Raw genomic sequence first — 19,253 nt, forward strand, 5'->3', positions numbered from 1 at the left:
CCGGAGCAGGAGCCGTCGCCTGCGACGGCGACCAATGGAGGCGCATGGGCCCGAGGAACCTTCAGGCGCGCCCCGCACTTCCCCGAACGAGGCGTGCCGTCGAGCACCTCGGGCCCGATGACGCCGGTGGCCCGTGGAACGGGCTGCCGCACCGGAACCCGTCGGCGCCGGCGAGGCACCCGACACACCGCGGCGCCAACCATGACGGGGCGCCCGACGGTCTAGCGGCGATACGAGAGCCGCACGATGGGCTGGAACCAGGTCTCGACCAGCTCGTACAGAACCCCGATGATGCGGTCGAGCTCAGCCTCGGTGAGATGCTCGAGCGCGACCCGGCCGGTCAGGTAGAGGTCGCCGTCGGGGCCGATCGAGAACCGCGCGCCATACATGGTGTGGTTGCGCTGGAGCACGAAGCGGTACAGGTCGAGGTGGTTCGTCGGTGGGTCGGGGAGGAAGTAAACCTCGTAGCGCAGCGTGCGCTGGTGCAGGTCGAAGTAGATCGTCGTCGCGTCGCGGCCGTCGCACCCGAAGCGCACGTACCAGCGACGAAGCTCGGGGTCGTACTCGACGGTCTGGATGTACGACTCGGCCGCGACCGGTCCTTCGAGGTGAGCCGCGATCAGCGCGTGCGCGGCCCGCTCGCGTGCGTCGAGATCTTCCATCATTCCCGCTCGACAGGCCGCTCGGGCCACGCGCGCTGCGGCGCAAGGTACCTGCGCCGCGGACGCTCACTTGGCTCGCTCAGGCGCACTGCACGAGCTCGCGTGCACCCACATCGGTGTAGAGGCGACGCAGGCGGGCTGCGGTGATGCTCCACGCGTAGCGATGCGAGCGCGCAACCGCGGTCACACCCATTTGGGCTGCGAGCACGTCGTCCCCAAGAAGTCGCGCCACCGGCTCCGCGTAGTCCGGCGCGGCACGTCCGGGCACGAGGAAGCCAGTCTCTCCGTCGGCAATCAGCGATCGCAAGCCGCCCACCTCGGATGCCACCACCGGCGTCCCACAGGCTGCGGCTTCGAGTGCGACCAAGCCAAACGACTCGGTGCGCGACGGCACGATGCATACGTTGGCCGCGCGGTACCAGTCAGCGAGCGCGGCGTGAGGCTGCGGCGCAACCCAGCGGACACGATCCTCGACGCCGAGATCAGCCGCGAGCTCGTGCAGTCGCACCAGCTCGTGCGTCCCATCGGCTCCGCTCGGCCCCCCCACGACGACGAGCACCGCGCGCTCGTCGGCGAGTGCCGCGAGACAGCGCAGCGCGAGGTCGGCCCCCTTGAGCGGTTGGATCCGACCCACGAAGAGCAGCAGCGGCTCGGTGCCGAGCGAGAGCCGGCGGCGCGCCTCAGCGCGGTCGCCGGGCGAGAACATGGAGTGGTCGACGCCGGGAGGGATCACCTCGACGCGGGAGAGGTCGGCGTCGAGCGCCGCGACCAGCTCATCGCGCTCGTCGGTCGTCGACGCCACAACGCGATCGGTGCAAGCGACGACTTCACCCTCCACCCGGTGCCGCTCGGGCGGGTCGTCGCCCACGCCAGCCGCGGCCTTCGTGCGCGCCAGCGTGTGGAACGTGGTGACGAGCGGCAGGTCGAGCTCATGCTTGAGTCGGTGCCCGACCGCGCCGGAAATCCAATAGTGGGCGTGCAGGGCGTCGAAGTTGTCGGTGCCGGTGAGGTGGCGACGCCCGGCAACCACGAGCTCGTCCACCAGCGAGGGGAGCGCCTCCTTGGCCACGACGTCGCGGGGTCCCGCGTCGAGGTGCACTACCCGAAAGCCTGGTTCGACGTCGACGATCGGGGGCTGCTCGGCGTGCTCGGCGCGAGTGAGCACATCGCACTCGACACCGGCGCGGGCGAGTGCCGATGCCAGTGATTGGACGTAGACGTTCATCCCGCCACCGTCGCCGGCACCCGGTTGAGCGAGGGGCGACGTGTGCAGGCTGAGCATCGCGATACGACGAACCGACATGAGAACCCGAGTCTACGTTTCGGATTACCGGTTCTCGGCCTGGAACGACCGGTAGACCTCGATGAGGGCTTGCTTCTGCCGGTCGGTGAGCGTGGAGTCACGCAGGACCTCTTGTTCCACGTCCTGGTGCTCACCCCGAGCCTCGAGGATGCCGGCGCGCACGTACAGCGTCTCGGCTGAGATGCGCAATGCCTTCGCGATCTGCTGAAGGATCTCGGCGCTCGGCTTGCGCAACCCCCGCTCGATCTGGCTGAGATACGGGTTCGAGATCCCGGCGCGGTCGCTCAGGCTTCGGAGCGACAGCCGCGCGTTCCTCCGTTGGTCGCGGATGAACGATCCGAGGTCGCGCAGTCGTTGTTCGATCGCGTCGGGCACCGGCGTGCCGCTACCCGTGGTCGACCTTGTGCCGCTCCGTGAGGTCGGCCTCGATCGCGTCGATCACGCGGTGCAGGGCCCGGCGCTTCCCCGACACTTCCGTCTCGAGCTCGCGTAGCTGCTCGAGCGTCGAGCGAAGCTCCTCTTCGGAGAGCGTCGGCAGGTTCAAGAGCGTGGCATCGGTGATGAGTCGCTCGAGCCCCCGCCGCCACGGGATCACCGGGGCCGGACCGAGATGCCGCGGCAGACGGCTCGACGACTGCGAGGAACGGGGCGTGTCGTCCGCAAGGATCTGGGGAAGCGCGGCGATGAGGTCGCCAATCGATCCGCCTCGTGTGCGTCGGTCGAGCTCGGCTTCGACGATGTCGATGCGCGCCTGAGCGAGGCGGCGGACGTACGAGACCTCGGTCTCGACTGCGAGGCACTCCTCGTGCAGCGCGCGTACGCCATCGAGGTCGAGTCCGCCGAGGTCGTCGAGATACGACGGCTCGAGCATCACATCGAGGCGGCGTCGGTGGCCGGCCGGCATCCCGTCGAGAGTACCAGCGGGTCCGCGGGCGCCTGCTTCTTGGCGCGACCTGGCCAGGTGTGCCAACCGCCAGAATGGGGAAGAACCTCAAAGGAGGTTGATCGTGTTGAAGTACTCGTTGCCGGAGCTGGCGTACGACTACGGCGCGCTGGAGCCGCACCTTTCTGGACGCATCCTCGAGCTCCACCACGGCAAGCACCACAAGGCCTACGTCGACGGCGCCAACACCGTCTTGGAGAAGCTCGCGGACGCGCGCGAGTCCGGCGACTTCGGCTCGATCAACCAGTTGGAGAAGAACCTCGCGTTCCACTTGTCCGGGCACATCCTGCACTCGATCTTCTGGAAGAACCTCGACCCTGGAGGCGGCGGCAAGCCGACCGGCGAGCTCGCGTCGGCCGTCGACGACAACCTCGGATCGTTCGAAGCGTGCAAGGCGCAGCTCACCGAAGCGGCAATGAACGTGCAGGGGTCGGGTTGGGGTGCCCTGTCGTGGGAGCCCGTCGGGAAGCGGCTCATCGTCGAGCAGGTGTACGACCACCAGGGCAACGTCGGCCAAGGTGGTCCGCCCCTCCTCGTGCTCGACATGTGGGAGCACGCCTACTACCTCCAGTACGAGAACCGGAAGGCGGAGTGGGTCGGCGCGTTCTGGGAGCTCGTCGACTGGGACGACGTCGCCACCCGCTTCGCCAGCGCACGCAACATCGACCTCGCACTCGACGCGCAATAGGGTCGCACATCCCGCTCTCGGCGCTGCGCGCCGGGCCGCTCCCCTCCACCTCGGCGACCGGCCACCTGCGCCGCAGGGTACCTGCGGCGCGCTCGGTAGCCTCTGGCCCGTGAGCGGGGCCAACGCGGAGCAGCGGGCGTACTGGAACCGCGACGAAGCGCGTCATTGGGTCGAGCATCAGCGACGGTACGACGAGATGCTGGCGCCGTTCGGCGCCGCGCTCCTCGATGTGGCCGCGATCAAACCGAGCGAGCGTGTGCTCGACGTGGGCTGTGGCAATGGCGCAACCACGCGCGCCGCGGCGCGGGCCGCCAGCAGTGGATCGGCGCTCGGGGTCGATCTCTCTGAAGCAATGCTCGAGCGGGCTCGCGAGCTCGCAAAGGAAGAAGGCGTCACGAACGTCTCCTTCGAGGCGGGCGACGCGCAGACTCGTCAGTTCGACCCCGAGTTCGACTGCGCGATCAGCCGGTTCGGCGTGATGTTCTTCGACGACCCTGAGGCTGCGTTCGCCAACATCCGCAGCGGCTTGGTCCATCACCCCTGGTCGCCGTCGCAAGCTTCCGGCTCCCCGCAGAGCCCGTCGGCAAAGCCGCCACCTCTGCGAGCCGACGAGCGGGTGGCGTTCGTCGTCTGGCAGGAGCTCCTCGCCAACGAGTGGATGGCGGTGCCTGGTGCCGCCATCCTCGAGTTCGTCGAGCTCCCCAGCGCCGAGCCCGGTGCACCTGGCCCCTATGCGTTGGCCGACACTGACCGCGTGCGCGCCATCTTCGGCGCGGCGGGCTACCGCGACCTAGCGATCGGGCCGTTCTCGGCCCCGATGCTCGTCGGCGGCCGCGGCACCCTCGACGAGGCCGTCGCGTTCATGCGCAACACCGGCATGGCCCACGCCCTCCTCGATGACAAGCCGGCCGACGTGCAGGAGAAGGCACTCGCCGCAGTCCGAGACGCCTTGGAGCCGCGCACCACGGACGAAGGAGTGCTCCTCAGCGGGGCCGCCTGGCTCATCACCGCGCGGGCGTGATCAGCCGCCGCTGACGGGGGGGAGCACCGCGACCTCGTCACCGTCAGCCACGGGAGTGGCATCGCCCTCGGTCGGTTCATCACCGTTGAGCCAGACACGCGAGTGCTCCAGCACCTCGACGAACTGCGATCCGTATGCGGCGCGCGCGTGCGTGAGCACTTCGCCCACCGTCGCAGCCTCGATGTCCTCCGACGCGGTGCCCGCGGCGTCTCGCGCGGCTGCGAACAACCGCAGCCGAACCATCGGCACTGCGCTATTCGTCCGGCGGGCCGTCGACGATCTCGAGCTCACGCTCCAGCGCCGCGAGCTCGCGCTCGAGCGCTTCGAGATCGGTGAGGTCGCGATCCTGCTCCGGTTCCGGCTGCGGTCCCACGTGGGTCAGCGTAGGCCGTACTCAGATCCTTCCCGCTCTCGGCGCCTGCGGCGCCGGGCCGCTCCTCTCTACCTCGGCGAACGCTCGCGGCTCCCTCAGTCACCCGACAGGCGCAGCTCGAGCACCGCGCACTCCTCAGTGAGGATCTCCTGGAGCCGTTGGAGGCGCTCGCCGGTGTCATCGATCTCGAGCAGGTGCTGCGCATCGAGTGGGCCAACGGGCGCGAGCGCCGCCGCCTGGTACGACGCAAGCTGCGGGTCGTCGTCGAGCTGTACGTCGAGTGGCGCAGCGAGGTCACCGAGCTCGACGTGCATCGCGAGCACTCGACGGAGGAGCGCGCCGACATCGCTGACGAGGTCGAGCGAGCCCGACGTCGTCGTGTCTTCGAGTCGTGCGACGCGAGCGAGCGGGTAGGGATCGTCGGCCAGCCATTCAAGCACCCGCAGTCGTTCCGTCCCTACGTTGACGAGCACCCAGCGGCCGTCCTCGAGCTGTCCGGCCTGCACGATGCGCGCCACCGTTCCGACGTCGAAGCGCGTGTCGCCGCCACCCACCTCGTGACCGCGTTCGATGAGCACCACGCCGAACTCACGATCACCGGCCAGGCATCGCTCCGTGAGCTCGCGGTAGCGCGGCTCGAATACATGCAGCGGGAGCACGGCGTTCGGAAACAGCACCGAACCGAGCGGGAACATCGGCAGCGACTCGCTCACCGCGGTCAGTTCGCCCGCGCGCGGTATGCCGCCGCGTCCCGCTCGACCCGACTCGCGGCCGGACCGTCGAGCTCATCGGCGATCGCGGCAAGCTCGATAGCGGCTTCTTCGAATCGACCCAGCGTGCCGAGCAGCGCGGCCGCCTCGCGTCGCTCGCTGGGCGAGACACCGGGCACTCGCAAACGAAGCCTCACCGCCCAGACCGCGCTCACCGGGTCGAGCAGCACGTATGACCGCACGAGGTTGGCGAGCATCCGAGCGAGGATCGCGTGCGAGCCCACCGGCTCGAGATACTCGGAGAGGAACGCCGCGTCGCCCTGCGTCGCGCTGAACCGCTCACGGCATCCGTCCTCATCCAGGCGCTCGCCACCGTGAAACGGGTCGAAGAACGTGCCGGTCTCGGCGCGCACGAGGAAGTGCCCCGGCATGCCGATCCCCACGAGACCGAGTCCGAGTCGCCGGCCGACTTCGATCATGAGGACGCTTAGCGTGATCGGAAGCCCAAGCCGCCGGTCGAGCACCTCATCGAGGAGCGAATTCCGTGGGTCCGAGTACTCGACCGAGTTGCCAACGAAACCGCGCTCGACGAACAAGTACGTGGAGAGCGCGTCAGCGGCGGGTGGAGCGCCGGCCGCGAGCTCGTCGAGGCGCGCGAGCTGTTCCTCGACGTCGACGCCGTGATCGTGCGCGGCGATGAGGAGCGCGGCCTCGTCGAGCGGCACGTCTTGATCGGCGCGCTGCACGATCTCGGTGAACCGCTCGGTCGGATCCATCCGGTGCGACGGTACACTCGCCGGTGTGCCACCCGATCTGCGCGAGGAGATCTCGACGCGCCTGCGTCGGGTACACCAGCGGCTGACACCCAAGCGCGCTGCGATCGTGGACGTGCTCGCAGCTGCCACTCGGCCGCTCGCGCTCCCCGAGATCCTGGACGCCGGCGACGGGCTCGCGCAGAGCTCGGTGTACCGAAATCTCGTGGTGCTCGAGCAAGCCGGCGTGGTCCACCGAATCGTGACCAACGAGTTCGCTCGGTTCGAGCTCGCAGAGGAGCTCACCGGTCACCACCATCACCTGATCTGCACGAGCTGCGGAGCCGTCGAGGACGTGCCGGCGTCGTCAGGCTTGGAAGCGTCGCTCGCCGACGCGGTGGCGCTCGTCGAGAGCACCACGGGCTTCCGAACGAAGGCGCACCGCATCGACCTCGTCGGCCTCTGCCGACGCTGCGTCTAGGCCTACTCTCCGAACAGCGACCGCCCGGCGACGAGACGGGCGACGACCTCTTTGACGTCCGCGGCCGCGATCTCACCGGAATACCGCGCTGCGACCGTGCCGTCGGCTGCGACGAACACGAAGTAGGGGAAGCTGTTCCCCCCGAACGCTTCGAGTGCACGCGACCGCGCATCGTCGGCCAGGATCGGCTTGAACGGCCAGCCCTCGCGCTTGAGCCACTTCGACGGCGGGTAGTTCGGGTGGACCTCGCTGGTGCCGGTGGCGATGGTGTCGACCTCGACGCCCTCGATGCTCCCCTGCTTGGCCAGCTTCACGATCAGCGGCACCTCGTCCTGGCAATGCGGACACCAGTGCGCGAGGAAGACGACGATCCTCGGCCCATCGCTCGGGCCGACCGTGACCGACTTGCCGTTGAACCCTTCGCCCACGAGCGTCGGCGGTGTGCGCCCGACGGCCGGGTCGTCGGCCGTGCCGAAGGTGTCGGCGTCGGGCGTAGGAAGGCGAGAGCCCTCCACCTTCACGCGGGGGCCCACCTCCTGCTTGGCGCCGAGCGCCGGTGCGGCCCAAACGCCGAGCGCGAGTCCGGCGGCAAGGAAGACGGCGAGGGATCGGGTGGCGGGGGTCATGGCGATGTCTCCGGGTCGTGGCGCTGGCCGATGAGCAGCAGGGCGCCGATGAGCAGGAAGGCACTCAGATCCATGAACGCCAGCGTGATGTACCCGAGTTCCTCGAAGTAGGGCACGGCGCACGGCGCCACGATCGAGCACGACGTGGAATCGGACAGCGACGGCACGCGCTCGACGAGCCAGTGGTAGAGCGCGAGCGGCGCGCCCAGGACCACGAACGGCGCCGCGTACCAGAGGGCCGAGCGGTCGCGCCGGAGCATGCCCACCGCGAGGATCGCCGCGAGCGGGTACATGCAGATGCGCTGGTACCAACAGAGATCGCACGGCACGAGGTCCTTGACCTCGGAGTAGAAGAGGCTGCCGAGGGTTGCGACGATTGCAACCACGAGCGCGAGCCTGCGAGCGCCAGGCGCGACGAGCTCAACGACGCGACGAGAGAGACGTTGGCCGCCGGCGCGTGAAGCGACTCCGAGACCCACGAGCGCGACGAATGCCGCGTTGGCGATGAGCGTGAGCGCCGTGAAGAAGGAGTTCGCGGTGTCGAGATCGACCACTGGCCTATCTGTCGCCGATCTCGATCTCGGTACGCATGGTGCGCTGGGTGAACTCTGAGACGACCGCCTTGGCCGTGATCTGCCACTTCCCGGCGATCGGGACCGAGAAGCCTGCTGCCGTGTAGTGACCGGCGCTGATCCGCTCGAGCGGCACCTCGATGCCGGCGATGTCATCCTCCGGAAGCGCGAACGTGATCGTCAGATCCTCCACATCCTTGGGCTTGCCGCCCGGTGTCAGCGCGCTGACGTGGACCGCGTTCTGTCCGCGCCGACCGGGGACGACCACGATGTCGACCCACACATCACTCGACTTCAGCGTGATCCCCACGGCGTTGCCGGCCTCGAGGGCAGCCGCGCCCTTCGCGGGCGGCGCGTTGACGAGCAGCGCGGTCACCACGAGGACGACGACGGCCACCCCGACCTCGCCCCAGACGGATCGACGGAGCCGGCCAGACTCCCACGCCTCGTATTCCGCGATCTCTTCCTTGGTCGGCTCCGGCTCGAGATCGTCGTCGGAGCCTCCCGCCACAACCGGCACCCGGCCCCCCGTGGGCTCGCGGGCCGGGTACAGGAACCTCACGATCTCCCGGCTGAACGTGGCGAGCATCAGGAGCCCGGCGAATAGCAGGACCTTGATGATCAGCATCCGTCCGTACTCGGTGCTCCGCAGCGCGGTCAGGTTTCCCACTTGGCGCCACGCCTGGAACGCGCCGGTGGCGACGAGAACCGCGACGCACCCGAACGCGAGCCGGGACCACCGTCGCACCGGCTGCTCCATCTCGGCGACGGTTGCGTGCCGCCGCAGCACCACGACCGCGAGCGCGACGAGCCCGCCGACCCACAACCCCATGGCGAGCACGTGCACCGTGTCGGTGACGACCGCCAGCTCCACGAGATCCCCGCTGCTGGCGTGGCCGGACAGTCCCGGTGTCGCGGCGATCAGCACCGCGAACAGCGCCGCCGCTCCGAGCCACGGCCGGGAAATCGGCCGCGGCTCGTCTCCGTCGCGCGCGAGGAGGGCCCGGATGATCGGGATGGCGAGCAACAAGAGTGCGAGCCGCGCCACGCCCATCTCGCCGTAGCGCACGTCGAGCGTCTCGTTGATCAACGTCGACTTGAACATGTCACCGAGCCCGACGCCGGCCGCATACGCGCCGTAGACGAAGAAGCCAAGCGCGGTGGCGATCGTCGTCATGGCCCAGCCGATCCACACGAGGCGTCGGTTGGCTCTCGACGCACAGGCCCGATCCGAGACGATCACACCGAACGCCGCACACCCGATCATCAGGGCCAAGCCCGAGAAGAGCAGCCAGCGCGTGAATCCGTACAGCGCACCCACCGCTTGGTCGCCGCTCTCAATGCCAAGCAGGCGCTCGGCCAGCGCCTGCGCGCGTGGGCTCGATGCGTTGCCGGCGTTTCCAACCTGGAATGTGAATGCTCCCGTCACGGGATGGGAGTCGGACGACGAGACGCGATACGTGACGGCGTACGAGCCGTTCTTCAGCTCATCCAGCGGGAGCGTCACGAGGTTGTTCCGGGTCTTCACCTCCCCGGCACCGACTCGCTTGCTGTCGGAGTCGTAGACGCGGATCGCATCGAACGACGCGTCGACCGGTTCAGAGAAGCTCAGCGAGATGCTCTTCGGCGAGGTCTGCAGCACCTCGCCGGGCGCGGGATTCGACTCCAAGAGCGACGCGTGCGCAGATGCCGGGCCAGCTGCGATGATCACGAATGCGACGCCGAGGAGCGCGACCACGCCGACGCGGCGGATGTCCTTGGGTCGGATGTTGGTTGCGATCATCAGCCGTCCATGCCGGGAGACGTCGAGCCGCACCAGTATCGTCGCTCGTCGTGGTCCGGTTCGTGCGGGTGGCACGTACGACGGCACTCACCGGGCTCCTCGCGATCAGCGCGTTGGTCCTCGCGGCGCCGCCCGCCGCCGCGCACGGGCTGGGCGGGGTCCAACCGACGCGCTCGCCATCGGCGTCGGGATCGGCGTGGTGATCGTCGCCGCGCGCCGGGGCGCGCCGAATCCCGACACGCGACGCATGGTGGCTATCCGTCGTTCGCGGGTGACGCATGGAGGCCGCTGACCGCCGATTCGCAGTCGTGGCACTCGAGCTCCAGGGTTGCGTGCTCGATCCCGAATCGCTCCGCCAACATCGCTTTGAGCGCGTTCCCCCTCGCTTGCGCGTCGTGCAGGCTCGGCTCTCCATCGAGCACCACGTGGACCGAGAGTGCGGGCAGATCGGTACCGAGCTCCCACACGTGAAGGTGGTGAATCGCCTCGACGTTCGGTGCGGAGATCAGCGCCTCGTGGAGCGCATTGAGGTCGAGACCGCGCGGGGCGCCTTCCAGCAGGACGGTCGTGGTGTCCCTGAGCAGACGCCACCCGCTCACGATCACGAGCACACCGATCAGGATCGACGCAATGGGGTCGGCACGGGTCGCGCCGAACGCGACCACCGCCACGCCCGCCAGGACGGCGCCACCCGACCCGGCGGCGTCGGCAGCCATGTGGAGCCAGGCGCCGCGAAGGTTGAGCGACTGGCCGCGGAGACGGGCCAACACGACGGCACACGACAAGTTCACGACCAAGGCGACCGACGCCAACGCGATCACGCCGACACCTTCGACCGCGTCAGGCGAGTCGAGTCGATGAGCAGCTTCGATGAACACCCACACGGCGACACCGATCAAGAGCACCGCGTTCAGCTGCGCCGCGAGTGCCTCGGCCCGCAGCAACCCATAGGTGTGGCGGCGCGACCCGGGGCGCTCCACCATCGTCTGCGCGATGAGCGCGATGCAGAGGGCGGCGACATCGGAAGCCTGGTGCGCGGCGTCGGCCAGCAGCGCGAGCGACGAGAAGGCAAGGCCTCCCGCGATTTCTGCAACGAGCAGACACGCGTTGAGCCCGAGCACCATCCAGAGCACACGACGGACGTCCGCGGACTGCGCGTGCGGGCGCACATGGGAGTGACCGTGAGCCGCCGTCACAGGTCGACGCTACTGCGCGGCACTGAGGTGACCGACCGTCCGACCCCGACCGTGCAAGGATTCGGCTCCTCAACGTTCGAAGGAGGGCACCATGCTGACGGCCGGCGGACGTTCGCGGCGCTCCATCGTCGTATCTGTCCTGGCGCTCGGTGCACTTCTGCTCGCATGCGCGCCCGCGGCTGCGCACGTCGAGCCCGACCCGAACCGCGTCGAGCCGGGCGACGCCGTAACTGTCGCCTTCCTGGTGACACACGGCTGCGACGAGTCGCCGACCGTGAAACTGACGTTCAAGATCCCGAAGGGCGGCACGGACGTCGCGCCGGAGGACAAGGACGGCTGGGAGGCCGCGAAGCAGGGCAAGACCGTCGTCTTCGAGGGCGGGCCACTCGACACCGACACCGAGGACAGCTTCGCCATCGGCTTCACCGCACCCAACAAGAAGACGCTGCTGGTGTGGAAGGTCGTGCAGAAGTGCGAAGACGGCGTGATCCGGTGGATCGACACGTCGGAAGGGGCCGAGGAGTCACCGCCCGTGGTCGGGGTGGGCAAGGACGCACCCGAGGAGCACGGGGAAGAAGCCGAAGAGACCGGTCACTGACCCGCAGCGCTCAGGCGAAGCCGACCTCCGCGCTTGCCATGAACTGAGAATCACTCTTAGAATTAGTCTCATGACCGCCACCGCGGCGCCTGCGCTCAAGGCCGAAGGCGTCTCCTACACGTATGGCCGCGAGCCTGTGCTCGTCGACGTGGCGCTCACGGTCGCTCCCGGCGAGTTCTGTGCCCTTGTGGGGCCCAACGGTTCCGGCAAGTCCACGCTGGTTCGCATCCTCCTCGGGCTCCTGACCCCCGCTGCCGGAACCGTCCGCTGTCTCGGTGTCGAGCCCGGGCACGTCCCCGACCGGTGGCGCATCGGCTACGTGCCCCAGCGCCACGCCCTGGCTCCGGCACTTCCGGCCACCGTCGAGGAGGTCGTGGCGACCGGACGGCTCGCACGGCGCGGCTGGTGGCGCCGCCCGACGGGCGCCGATCGCGAAGCCGTCCAACACGCGCTCGAAGCGGTCGCGCTCGCACCGTTCGCTCGGCGTGCGGTCGGTTCACTGTCGGGAGGCGAGCAGCAACGGGTGCTCATCGCCAAGGCACTCTCGAGCGAGCCCGCGCTGCTCGTGCTGGACGAACCGGTCGCCGGCGTCGACGCGGCATCACAACGAGAGTTTCGCGACTCCGTCGTGCACGAGGTGCGCGAGCACGGCGCCGCGGTTCTGCTCGTGACCCACGAGCTCGGGGCGGTCGCGAACGACCTCGACCACGTGCTGGTGCTCAAGCGCTCGATCGTGTTCGATGGCAAGCCCACCGAGCTCGCGGCGCGCGGCGTGAGCCTGGGTGTGCACACAGACGACCTGCCGCTCTGGCTCGAACGCCTCACGTGAGCGTGCTTGCGGCACTGCCGCTGCCCTGGCCGTTCGACACCGAATCCACCCAGCTCGCGCTCGGTGCCGGCGCGATCGTCGCCGCGTGCTCGCCGCTGATCGGCGTCTTCATCGTCCAGCGCCGTCAATCCCTGATGGGTGACGGAGTCGGTCACGTCGCATTCGCCGGGGTGGCCGCGGGGTTCCTCCTCGAGGTGTGGCCCGTGTGGACCGCGTTGGGCTTCGCGATCGTGGCCGCGCTCGTGATCGAACTGCTCCGCAGTCGCGGGCGCGCGACGGGCGACCTCTCGCTCGCGCTCGTCTTCTACAGCGGGTTGGCGGCGGCGGCAGTGATGATCGGCAAGTCCGACGTGAGCCACGAACGCATCGAGAACTACCTCTTCGGCTCGATCCTCGACCTCGGCACTGACGATCTGCTGACGATCATCGGGCTCGGGATCGCAATCTTGGTGGTCCTGGCGATCGTGGGGCGGGCGCTGTTCGCGATCTCGGTGGACGAAGAGGCGGCTCGTGTGACCGGCTTACCGGTCGACGCGTGCAATGCGACCCTCTCCGTGCTGACCGCGGTGACGATCGTGGCTGCGATGCGTGTGCTCGGGATCTTGCTCGTCGCCGCGATGATGGTGCTCCCCGTGGCGTCGAGCCGGCTCGTCGCCCGCTCGTTCCGCGGCACGGTGGTCTTCGCGGTTGCCGTCGGCGTGGTCGCAGCGGTCGGCGGGCTCGCCGCCGCCCGGGCGTGGGATCTCGAGGCGGGTGGCTCGATCGTGCTGTGCGCCGCGGTGCTCTACGCGATCGTGGCGGCTACCGGGCTGGCTCAGCAGACGGCGCGCACCGACGGGTAAGGGTTCACCGCCGAGCCGTGGCCCGGGTGGATCTCGAAGTGGGTATGGGTTGCGGTGTAACGGGCGTCGCCCGTGTTGCCGACGTACCCGATCACCTCGCCCTGCGCGACCCGGCGGGCACCGCCCTCGTACGAGTCGAGGTGGAAGTAGTAGTAGAGGTTGCCGTCGTCGCCGCTCAGATAGGCGCCGTTGCCCGACGTGCCGCCCGACTTGAACTGCACATTGCCCGACACCACCGCAACGTTCGGCGTGCCGCGGGCGGCCATGAGGTCGACGCCCTGGTGGCGACCTTGGTGACGGGGCGCGCCCCACGAGTCGATGAAGGTGACGGCGCCGCGGATCGGGCAGATGATGCCGCCGACGACGGCACCCCCCGAGACGCCACCGCTGCGGTTGCTCGCTGACCGCGCGATCGAGGCGGCGATCTCTTGTGCGCGCTGGGCCTCGGCCTGGAGTCGCAGGTACTCCTCGAGCTCGTTGAGCGCGGTCTGGGCTGCTCCGAGCCGTGCTTGCACCTGGGCCTGCTCCACCTCGGCCGCGGCGAGCGCGTCCTCCTGCTCAGCCCGCCGCACTTCGAGGGCCGTGTGCTGCTCTTCGAGCAAGACGGTGAGCTTCGCGAGCCGCTCGATCGCGTTGTCCTCGCGCCGCTTGGTGTTCCCCAGCATCTTCTCGCGGCGAACGCCGTCGAGCGGATCAGCGTCGGTGAGGAAGGCCTCGCCCTGGAGCGCGCCGCGGCCGGTGTACGCGGCGACCGCGCGCTGCTCCGCGATCAGCTGGAGGCCCTCGGCCTCCTCACGGTTCTTGCGGATCTGCTCCCGGAGTGCCGCGATCTCCTCGGTCACCTGCTCGTAGCGCCCGATCGCGGCCTCGTACTCGGCGGCTGCGGCGTCGGCGGCTTGCTGGGCGGCGATCACCTTGGCCTTGGCGTCGTCGAGGGCGCTGGCCGCTGCTGGCCCTGCGGCCGCTCCCACCACCGCGGCCGACAGGGCCAAGCTCGCCAGCAGCGCCACGGATCGGCGCCCCCACCGGCGTACAGGTGGCACAGGGGTAACTCCGGGCAGCGTTGGAAACATCGGCAACATCATGGGGGCGCGTCCCGACGACGGGGTCGTCGGGAGCCGCCCAGGGTACGCGTCGCTCGCTACCCGGCACAACGCCCACTGACCCGGCACCTTTCGCCCCTTCCGTCGGTAGCCTGCCGCTCTCCCGCTCACGGCGCTCCGCGCCGGGCTGCTTGGGCCACGGCTACCTGCGGCGCGCTCGGTAGCCTCCGGCTCATGCGACTGGCCGGGGAGCGCGCGCTGGTGACCGGCTCCACATCCGGCATCGGCAAGGGCATCGCCGTGGCGTTCGGCGCCGAGGGAGCCGCGGTCGCCGTCCACGGGCGCAATGCCGAGCGCGGGGCCGCCGTGGTGGAGACGATCCGCGCCGCGGGCGGCGAGGCCGAGTTCTTCCCCGCCGACATCGCCGACGAGGGCGGATGCGGCTCGCTGGTCAAAGCGGTGGCCGCGTGGGCCGGCGGGCTCACCGTCCTCGTGAACAACGCCGTCGGAGGCTCCCTCTCGGGGGTCGAGACGCACGATTCCAAGATCGGCGACATGGACACCGCCCACTGGGAGTCGGCGCTGCGGATGAACGCGACGGCGCCGATGTGGCTGTGCCGCTCGGCGATCCCGCAGATGGTTGCGGCCGGTCATGGCTCGATCATCAACGTCTCGTCGCGCCAAGCGGAGCGCCCGAGCGGAGGCCTCAGCGCCTACGCGGCGAGCAAGGGCGCCATGAACGCGCTGACGCGCGCCGTCGCAGTCGAGTATGCGGCCGACGACATCCGGTGCAACACGATCAGCCCTGGTTATGTGCTCAACGAACGACGCGACGCCGACATCACGCCCGAGCGTCGGGCGCGGTTCGAAGGAATGCACCTCACTCGTCTCGGTGAGGCGAGCGACGTCGCGCACGCCGCCGTGTACCTCGCGAGCCAGGAATCGGGGTTCCTGACCGGCATCAACCTCCAGCTCGACGGCGGCAGCAGCATCGCTCGGGCCCTCGTCATCGGGTGAGCGCCATGCACCCCCGAGTCTCGCTGTCTGCCATCTCGTCGTTCGCGTGGACGCTCGACGAGGACCTCGCCTTCTACGAGCGCGCTGGCGTTACGTCAATCGGCGCGTCCCTCGCGAAGCTCGAGGCTGCGGGCCTCGAAGCCGGCGCGCGACGCCTCCGTGACGCCGGCCTGCGCGTGTCGAACCTCATCGGGATCGGCCCCTTCAGGCTCGACAATCCCCACCAGTGGCCCTCCCAGCGTGATCGCGTCCGCGGCGCAGTCGACGCGGCCGAAGCCGTCGGAGCGGAATGCATGATCCTCACAACCGGCCCCGCGCGTCAGCTCCCATGGGAGGACGCGGCCGACGCGCTCGAGGCCGCGCTCACTCCCGTGATCGAGGACGCCCACGCCCGCGGCATCCCGTTCGGGTTGGAGCACACGAACTCGCTGCGCGTCGACGTCGGGTTCATCCACTCGCTCCACGACTGCGTCGACGTGGCTCGGCGCCTCGGCATCGGCGTGTGCGTGGAGACGAACGCATGTTGGGCCGAGCGCGGTCTGGCCGATACGGTCCGCGACGGTGTCGACACGTTTCGCATCGTCCAGGTGAGCGACTACGCCATCGGCACGCTGTCGACCCCCAACCGCCTCGTTCCCGGCGACGGCGATATCCCGTTCGAGCGCATCCTCGGGCAGGTGCTCGACGCCGGCTACACGGGCTGCTTCGACCTCGAGCTCATCGGCCCGAAGATCGACGAAGAGGGCTACGAGCAGGCCTGCACACGTTCGGTGCGCGCGCTCGGCGAGATCCTCACGAAGCTCGGGGTGTAACGGTCAGAGAACCCACTCGACGGGGCCGAGGTGGAACGAACAGTTGGCGAGGAGCCGCTCGTCGCCGCCGGGCCAGATGGTCAGCCGCAGCTCGGGGTACGAGAGATCTCGGCGGGGTTCGAGGCGCAGCCAGGCCAGCGGTGCGCGTTCGGTCGCGGCTGAGCCCGCGTGTTCGAGCACGTCGCGCACGGCGTGCCGCAGATCGCCGCTCAGGTACTGCCACATGATCGAGTGGAACACGACGGTGGCATGACCGGCCGTTGGTTCGGCCAACTGGGTTGCGAGCCATCCGGGTGCGCTCGCGCGATCGATCGGCGCCGGCACCGTCGCCGCGATGGCGATCGCCGCGGCCGTTCGCTCGAAGCGCTCGGACTGATCGGGCCACACGTAAGAGAGGAGCGTGGTCCGGCCGTCGGGCGCCGACACGTCGACGGGGTCCACGTCGCAGCCGCGCCGCGACGCGACCGTCAGCGGGGCGTCGAACGGCGGGATGCCAGACGGCCAGTATCCGAGGAACTGCACGCGCGAGTCGACCCTCCCGAAGCCGGCGTCGCCCTGCTCGTAGCGGAAGTGGTCGAAGCGCAGGTTCAGGCCCGCGCTCGTTCCAATCTCGAGGACACGTACGGGCAACCCGGTCTCTGCTGCGATCACGAGGAACCCGCCGATGAGCGACGCCGATCGACCGACTTCGTTGGTCTGCGGCGGCCGCGTCAAGGCATCGGTGAGGGCGGGCGGCGGCTCGTCGATCAACGCACGGAGCGCCGCCCACGTCGCGTCGGCATCGCCGTCTCCACCCGTCGACGGGAGATGGCGGGCGAGCTCGGGTGCGTCACCGACCAGCGCGAGGCGGTGGGCGCCACCGAGCACGCGCAAGGGGTAGGCATCTCCGATCTTCGAATCCACGTGCGCCGCGAGCAGATCGAGCGTTGGACCTTCGTGATCGACGTCGTCGGCCATGCGATCGCACATCGCACCCCAGAGCGACGATCCCAGGTCTCGGCAGGCCGCGCCCTGGAACCGGAACAGCTCGGCGAGCGCATCGCGCGGTTCGGTCAAGCCCGCGGACCCCATTCCGTCCGTGCCGCTTGCACGACGGCGACCGGTGCCCCCTGCGCGGCCTCGGCCAGCTCGAAGTAGCGCTCCGGGAACTCGATCACCTTCCCGTCGGTGCCGACCAGGAGCTGGAGAACCCAGGCGCGAGCGAGCGAGCGACCACTCGTCGCGTGGACGAGCCACTGGTCGAGGATCAGCGACTTCCCGCGCCGTTGATCGACGCGCGTCGCGCCGACATACCGCTCGTGCATCCACCCCTCGCTGTCGTACGACACATGGAGCTCGCGCACGACCAACGTGAGCCCTTGCCGTCTCACGTAGCGCGGCCATTCGGGTGCGAACCGCGCGGCCACATACGCGATCCGGAGATCGTTGAACATCCGGACGGCCGCGGTGTTGTTGAGGTGATCTTGGAACTCGTCGGCGTCGTCAGGCTCCGGGATCACATCGAAGATGGTGGTGAACCCCTCGGCGCGAAGCGTGTCGACACCGGCCGAGGGTTGCGGATCGCCTTGCACGATCCCGCGCACCGGCCACGGGTTCTGCCAGTCGGCTCCGTCGCCGCGTTTCTCCGGGGTGGTCACGACCACATGAAGGTGCCGCCGTCGACCATGAACGTGTGGCCGGTGAGGTAACGGCAGGCATCGGTGCAGAGGAAGTGCGCAATCGGACCGATGTCGGTCTCGGGATCGCCGTTGCGGTGCATGGGACAGGTCCGCATGAACTCTTCGTAGTGCTCGCTGCCGGCGGCGCGGGGTGGCGCCGCGGCCGGTGCGATCACATTGACCACGATGCCGTCAGCCGCCCACTCGCGCGCCGCCGTGCGACTGAGACCGCGGATCGCCTCCTTCGACGCGTTGTACGCGCCGAAGCCGGCGCCGCCGACGCGACCCATCGACGACCCGAAGTTCACGATGCGGCCCCAACCGGCCTTCTTCATGTGGGGATAGACGGCCTGCATCGCCCACATCGTCCCGAGCACTCCGGACCGGTAGAACACGTCGAGGTCGTCGGCCGCGGCTTCCGCCACCGGCGCGTTCGGCCGGAAGGTCTGTGCGTTGTTGATGATCCCGTCGACCTTGCCGAACGCGTCGACGGTCTTGGTCACCATCTCGTTGATGCGCCCTTGGTCGCGGATGTCCACCTCGACGCCGAGGTTGGGCGCGCCGAACGACGTGAGCTCGTCGCACGTTCGCTGGAGCTTCTCCCCCTGGTAGTCGGCGACAACCACGGTCGCGCCGGCCTTGCCGAGGTGGTGCGCCATGCCCCGGCCGACACCTTGGCCCGATCCGGTGACGATGATCACCCGACCCTCGACGGAGTGCACAGCGCGGCTGTCGTCGGGCGTGATCTCGGGGTGCAGCAAGGTTCTCCTTGGGTTGCGCTAGCGGCCGATGAGCTCGACGAGTACGCCGTCGGGGTCGCGCACCGTCGCCATCACGACGGCCGTGCCGTCGGGCGCGGGGAGCTCGATGCGCCGCGCCTCGCCGCCGAGCTCAAGCTCCGAGAGGCGGGCGAGTACCGCGTCGGTGTCACCGACATAGAACGAGAGCAAGAAGAAGCCAACGTGTGGCTTGTCGGGGAGGACCGGCGCCGTCTCCATGCCGTCGGGGAAGGACACGAGCTCGACGACACCCGCGTCAGGCGCGGCGGGATCGCCGAGGAACACCGAGTGCAGGCGGGAGGAGGAGGCGTCGAACAACGCTGGCCAATCGCCGTCGAACTCGCTGTCCATGATCACTTCGAGCCCGAGGCCGTCACGGTAGAAGCGCAGCGACGCCTCGAAGTCCTGCGCGCAGATCGCGCTGTGATGCACTCGGCCCGCCACGGCGCGGAGGTTACCGTCCGCGCCGCAGGTAGCCTGCGGCGCAGGTAACCGTTCGCCGAGGTGGAGGGGTGGGCCCAGGCGCGCAGCGCCGAAAGCGGGAGTGGGCCGCTAGCCCGATGGC

25 protein-coding genes are annotated in these 19,253 nt (G+C 69.3%); 9 read left to right on the plus strand and 16 right to left on the minus strand.

Going from position 1 to position 19,253, the window contains the following annotated elements; translation table 11 throughout:
* Positions 1-221: 221 nt before the first annotated feature.
* The 4 genes from WEE69_04735 to WEE69_04750 all read right to left on the minus strand — a co-directional run bounded on the left by WEE69_04735 (position 222) and on the right by WEE69_04750 (position 2,869).
* Entirely contained in the window at positions 222-665 is a 444-nt protein-coding gene (locus tag WEE69_04735) for a YbjN domain-containing protein (GenBank protein ID MEX1144597.1), read from the minus strand.
* A 76-nt stretch (positions 666-741) separates the two neighbouring features.
* Positions 742-1,965 (minus strand): glycosyltransferase, encoded by a 1,224-nt coding sequence (locus WEE69_04740; GenBank protein MEX1144598.1) that lies wholly within the window; start codon positions 1,963-1,965, stop codon positions 742-744.
* A gap of 24 nt (positions 1,966-1,989) precedes the next feature.
* Positions 1,990-2,340: a helix-turn-helix transcriptional regulator gene (locus WEE69_04745; GenBank protein MEX1144599.1), complete on the minus strand. Its 351-nt coding sequence runs from the start codon at positions 2,338-2,340 to the stop codon at positions 1,990-1,992.
* Positions 2,341-2,350: 10 nt separating this feature from the next.
* Positions 2,351-2,869: an aerial mycelium formation protein gene (locus WEE69_04750; GenBank protein MEX1144600.1), complete on the minus strand. Its 519-nt coding sequence runs from the start codon at positions 2,867-2,869 to the stop codon at positions 2,351-2,353.
* Positions 2,870-2,969: 100 nt separating this feature from the next.
* Here WEE69_04750 and WEE69_04755 point away from each other — a divergent pair, with 100 nt between their 5' ends.
* Positions 2,970-3,596: a superoxide dismutase gene (locus WEE69_04755; protein MEX1144601.1), complete on the plus strand. Its 627-nt coding sequence runs from the start codon at positions 2,970-2,972 to the stop codon at positions 3,594-3,596.
* A 109-nt stretch (positions 3,597-3,705) separates the two neighbouring features.
* Positions 3,706-4,617: a class I SAM-dependent methyltransferase gene (locus WEE69_04760; protein MEX1144602.1), complete on the plus strand. Its 912-nt coding sequence runs from the start codon at positions 3,706-3,708 to the stop codon at positions 4,615-4,617.
* On the opposite strand, the gene WEE69_04765 is transcribed toward WEE69_04760, so the two are convergent.
* The 3 genes from WEE69_04765 to WEE69_04775 all read right to left on the minus strand — a co-directional run bounded on the left by WEE69_04765 (position 4,618) and on the right by WEE69_04775 (position 6,476).
* Positions 4,618-4,860 (minus strand): MoaD family protein, encoded by a 243-nt coding sequence (locus WEE69_04765; protein MEX1144603.1) that lies wholly within the window; start codon positions 4,858-4,860, stop codon positions 4,618-4,620.
* Positions 4,861-5,085: 225 nt separating this feature from the next.
* On the minus strand, positions 5,086-5,703 hold the full coding sequence (locus tag WEE69_04770) for an LON peptidase substrate-binding domain-containing protein (GenBank protein MEX1144604.1): 618 nt from the start codon (positions 5,701-5,703) through the stop codon (positions 5,086-5,088).
* Positions 5,704-5,708: 5 nt separating this feature from the next.
* A complete protein-coding gene (locus WEE69_04775; GenBank protein ID MEX1144605.1) occupies positions 5,709-6,476 on the minus strand; it encodes a transglutaminase-like domain-containing protein in 768 nt (255 codons plus the stop codon).
* 25 nt (positions 6,477-6,501) lie between these two features.
* On the opposite strand from WEE69_04775, the gene WEE69_04780 reads away from it, so the two are divergent.
* A complete protein-coding gene (locus tag WEE69_04780; GenBank protein ID MEX1144606.1) occupies positions 6,502-6,933 on the plus strand; it encodes a Fur family transcriptional regulator in 432 nt (143 codons plus the stop codon).
* Between the two features lie 2 nt (positions 6,934-6,935).
* On the opposite strand, the gene WEE69_04785 is transcribed toward WEE69_04780, so the two are convergent.
* From WEE69_04785 to WEE69_04795, 3 genes are read right to left on the minus strand one after another with little or no spacing between them, the layout of a single operon-like run.
* A complete protein-coding gene (locus WEE69_04785; protein ID MEX1144607.1) occupies positions 6,936-7,559 on the minus strand; it encodes a TlpA disulfide reductase family protein in 624 nt (207 codons plus the stop codon).
* A complete protein-coding gene (locus tag WEE69_04790) occupies positions 7,556-8,113 on the minus strand; it encodes a disulfide bond formation protein B (protein ID MEX1144608.1) in 558 nt (185 codons plus the stop codon). The genes WEE69_04785 and WEE69_04790 overlap by 4 nt, the downstream gene beginning before the upstream one ends.
* Positions 8,114-8,117: 4 nt before the next feature.
* Entirely contained in the window at positions 8,118-9,947 is a 1,830-nt protein-coding gene (locus WEE69_04795; GenBank protein ID MEX1144609.1) for a copper resistance protein CopC, read from the minus strand.
* 17 nt (positions 9,948-9,964) lie between these two features.
* Here WEE69_04795 and WEE69_04800 point away from each other — a divergent pair, with 17 nt between their 5' ends.
* The gene (locus WEE69_04800; protein MEX1144610.1) at positions 9,965-10,117 is read left to right on the plus strand and encodes a hypothetical protein; all 153 of its coding nucleotides are present in this window, start codon (positions 9,965-9,967) and stop codon (positions 10,115-10,117) included.
* Between the two features lie 51 nt (positions 10,118-10,168).
* On the opposite strand, the gene WEE69_04805 is transcribed toward WEE69_04800, so the two are convergent.
* The gene (locus WEE69_04805; GenBank protein ID MEX1144611.1) at positions 10,169-11,110 is read right to left on the minus strand and encodes a cation diffusion facilitator family transporter; all 942 of its coding nucleotides are present in this window, start codon (positions 11,108-11,110) and stop codon (positions 10,169-10,171) included.
* Between the two features lie 91 nt (positions 11,111-11,201).
* Here WEE69_04805 and WEE69_04810 point away from each other — a divergent pair, with 91 nt between their 5' ends.
* The 3 genes from WEE69_04810 to WEE69_04820 all read left to right on the plus strand — a co-directional run bounded on the left by WEE69_04810 (position 11,202) and on the right by WEE69_04820 (position 13,379).
* Complete coding sequence (locus WEE69_04810) at positions 11,202-11,708, plus strand: DUF1775 domain-containing protein (GenBank protein MEX1144612.1); 507 nt, start codon at positions 11,202-11,204, stop codon at positions 11,706-11,708.
* Positions 11,709-11,778: 70 nt separating this feature from the next.
* Entirely contained in the window at positions 11,779-12,537 is a 759-nt protein-coding gene (locus tag WEE69_04815) for a metal ABC transporter ATP-binding protein (protein MEX1144613.1), read from the plus strand.
* Positions 12,534-13,379 carry a metal ABC transporter permease gene (locus WEE69_04820; GenBank protein MEX1144614.1) on the plus strand — a complete coding sequence of 282 codons (846 nt, stop codon included), beginning with the start codon at positions 12,534-12,536 and terminating at the stop codon, positions 13,377-13,379. The genes WEE69_04815 and WEE69_04820 overlap by 4 nt, the downstream gene beginning before the upstream one ends.
* Here the strand turns inward: WEE69_04820 and WEE69_04825 are convergent.
* Positions 13,352-14,389, minus strand: coding sequence for a peptidoglycan DD-metalloendopeptidase family protein (locus WEE69_04825; GenBank protein ID MEX1144615.1), 1,038 nt, complete (start codon positions 14,387-14,389; stop codon positions 13,352-13,354). The genes WEE69_04820 and WEE69_04825 overlap by 28 nt on opposite strands.
* A gap of 267 nt (positions 14,390-14,656) precedes the next feature.
* On the opposite strand from WEE69_04825, the gene WEE69_04830 reads away from it, so the two are divergent.
* Both WEE69_04830 and WEE69_04835 read left to right on the plus strand, forming a co-directional pair.
* Positions 14,657-15,439 carry an SDR family oxidoreductase gene (locus tag WEE69_04830; protein MEX1144616.1) on the plus strand — a complete coding sequence of 261 codons (783 nt, stop codon included), beginning with the start codon at positions 14,657-14,659 and terminating at the stop codon, positions 15,437-15,439.
* A 5-nt stretch (positions 15,440-15,444) separates the two neighbouring features.
* Positions 15,445-16,251: a TIM barrel protein gene (locus WEE69_04835; GenBank protein MEX1144617.1), complete on the plus strand. Its 807-nt coding sequence runs from the start codon at positions 15,445-15,447 to the stop codon at positions 16,249-16,251.
* Positions 16,252-16,254: 3 nt separating this feature from the next.
* Here the strand turns inward: WEE69_04835 and WEE69_04840 are convergent, their stop codons facing one another.
* From WEE69_04840 to WEE69_04855, 4 genes are read right to left on the minus strand one after another with little or no spacing between them, the layout of a single operon-like run.
* A complete protein-coding gene (locus tag WEE69_04840) occupies positions 16,255-17,307 on the minus strand; it encodes a DUF2332 family protein (GenBank protein MEX1144618.1) in 1,053 nt (350 codons plus the stop codon).
* Positions 17,304-17,888: a thioesterase family protein gene (locus WEE69_04845; GenBank protein ID MEX1144619.1), complete on the minus strand. Its 585-nt coding sequence runs from the start codon at positions 17,886-17,888 to the stop codon at positions 17,304-17,306. Before WEE69_04845 ends, WEE69_04840 begins: the two co-directional genes overlap by 4 nt.
* Positions 17,885-18,670: an SDR family oxidoreductase gene (locus tag WEE69_04850; protein ID MEX1144620.1), complete on the minus strand. Its 786-nt coding sequence runs from the start codon at positions 18,668-18,670 to the stop codon at positions 17,885-17,887. Before WEE69_04850 ends, WEE69_04845 begins: the two co-directional genes overlap by 4 nt.
* 18 nt (positions 18,671-18,688) lie before the next feature.
* Positions 18,689-19,132, minus strand: coding sequence for a VOC family protein (locus WEE69_04855; protein ID MEX1144621.1), 444 nt, complete (start codon positions 19,130-19,132; stop codon positions 18,689-18,691).
* Between the last annotated feature and the right edge of the window lie 121 nt (positions 19,133-19,253).

The sequence above is a fragment of the Acidimicrobiia bacterium genome (assembly GCA_040881685.1).
In the GTDB taxonomy this organism is placed as follows: Bacteria; Actinomycetota; Acidimicrobiia; order IMCC26256; family PALSA-555; genus SHVJ01.

What these genes read in the sequence shown, in the direction of transcription:
- WEE69_04735 (MEX1144597.1), bottom strand. Translation starts at nt 665, where the DNA reads ATGATGGAAGATCTCGACGCACGCGAGCGGGCCGCGCACGCGCTGATC.
- WEE69_04740 (MEX1144598.1), bottom strand. Translation starts at nt 1,965, where the DNA reads ATGTCGGTTCGTCGTATCGCGATGCTCAGCCTGCACACGTCGCCCCTC.
- WEE69_04750 (MEX1144600.1), bottom strand. Translation starts at nt 2,869, where the DNA reads ATGCCGGCCGGCCACCGACGCCGCCTCGATGTGATGCTCGAGCCGTCG.
- WEE69_04765 (MEX1144603.1), bottom strand. Translation starts at nt 4,860, where the DNA reads ATGGTTCGGCTGCGGTTGTTCGCAGCCGCGCGAGACGCCGCGGGCACC.
- WEE69_04775 (MEX1144605.1), bottom strand. Translation starts at nt 6,476, where the DNA reads ATGGATCCGACCGAGCGGTTCACCGAGATCGTGCAGCGCGCCGATCAA.
- WEE69_04785 (MEX1144607.1), bottom strand. Translation starts at nt 7,559, where the DNA reads ATGACCCCCGCCACCCGATCCCTCGCCGTCTTCCTTGCCGCCGGACTC.
- WEE69_04810 (MEX1144612.1), top strand. Translation starts at nt 11,202, where the DNA reads ATGCTGACGGCCGGCGGACGTTCGCGGCGCTCCATCGTCGTATCTGTC.
- WEE69_04815 (MEX1144613.1), top strand. Translation starts at nt 11,779, where the DNA reads ATGACCGCCACCGCGGCGCCTGCGCTCAAGGCCGAAGGCGTCTCCTAC.
- WEE69_04830 (MEX1144616.1), top strand. Translation starts at nt 14,657, where the DNA reads ATGCGACTGGCCGGGGAGCGCGCGCTGGTGACCGGCTCCACATCCGGC.
- WEE69_04835 (MEX1144617.1), top strand. Translation starts at nt 15,445, where the DNA reads ATGCACCCCCGAGTCTCGCTGTCTGCCATCTCGTCGTTCGCGTGGACG.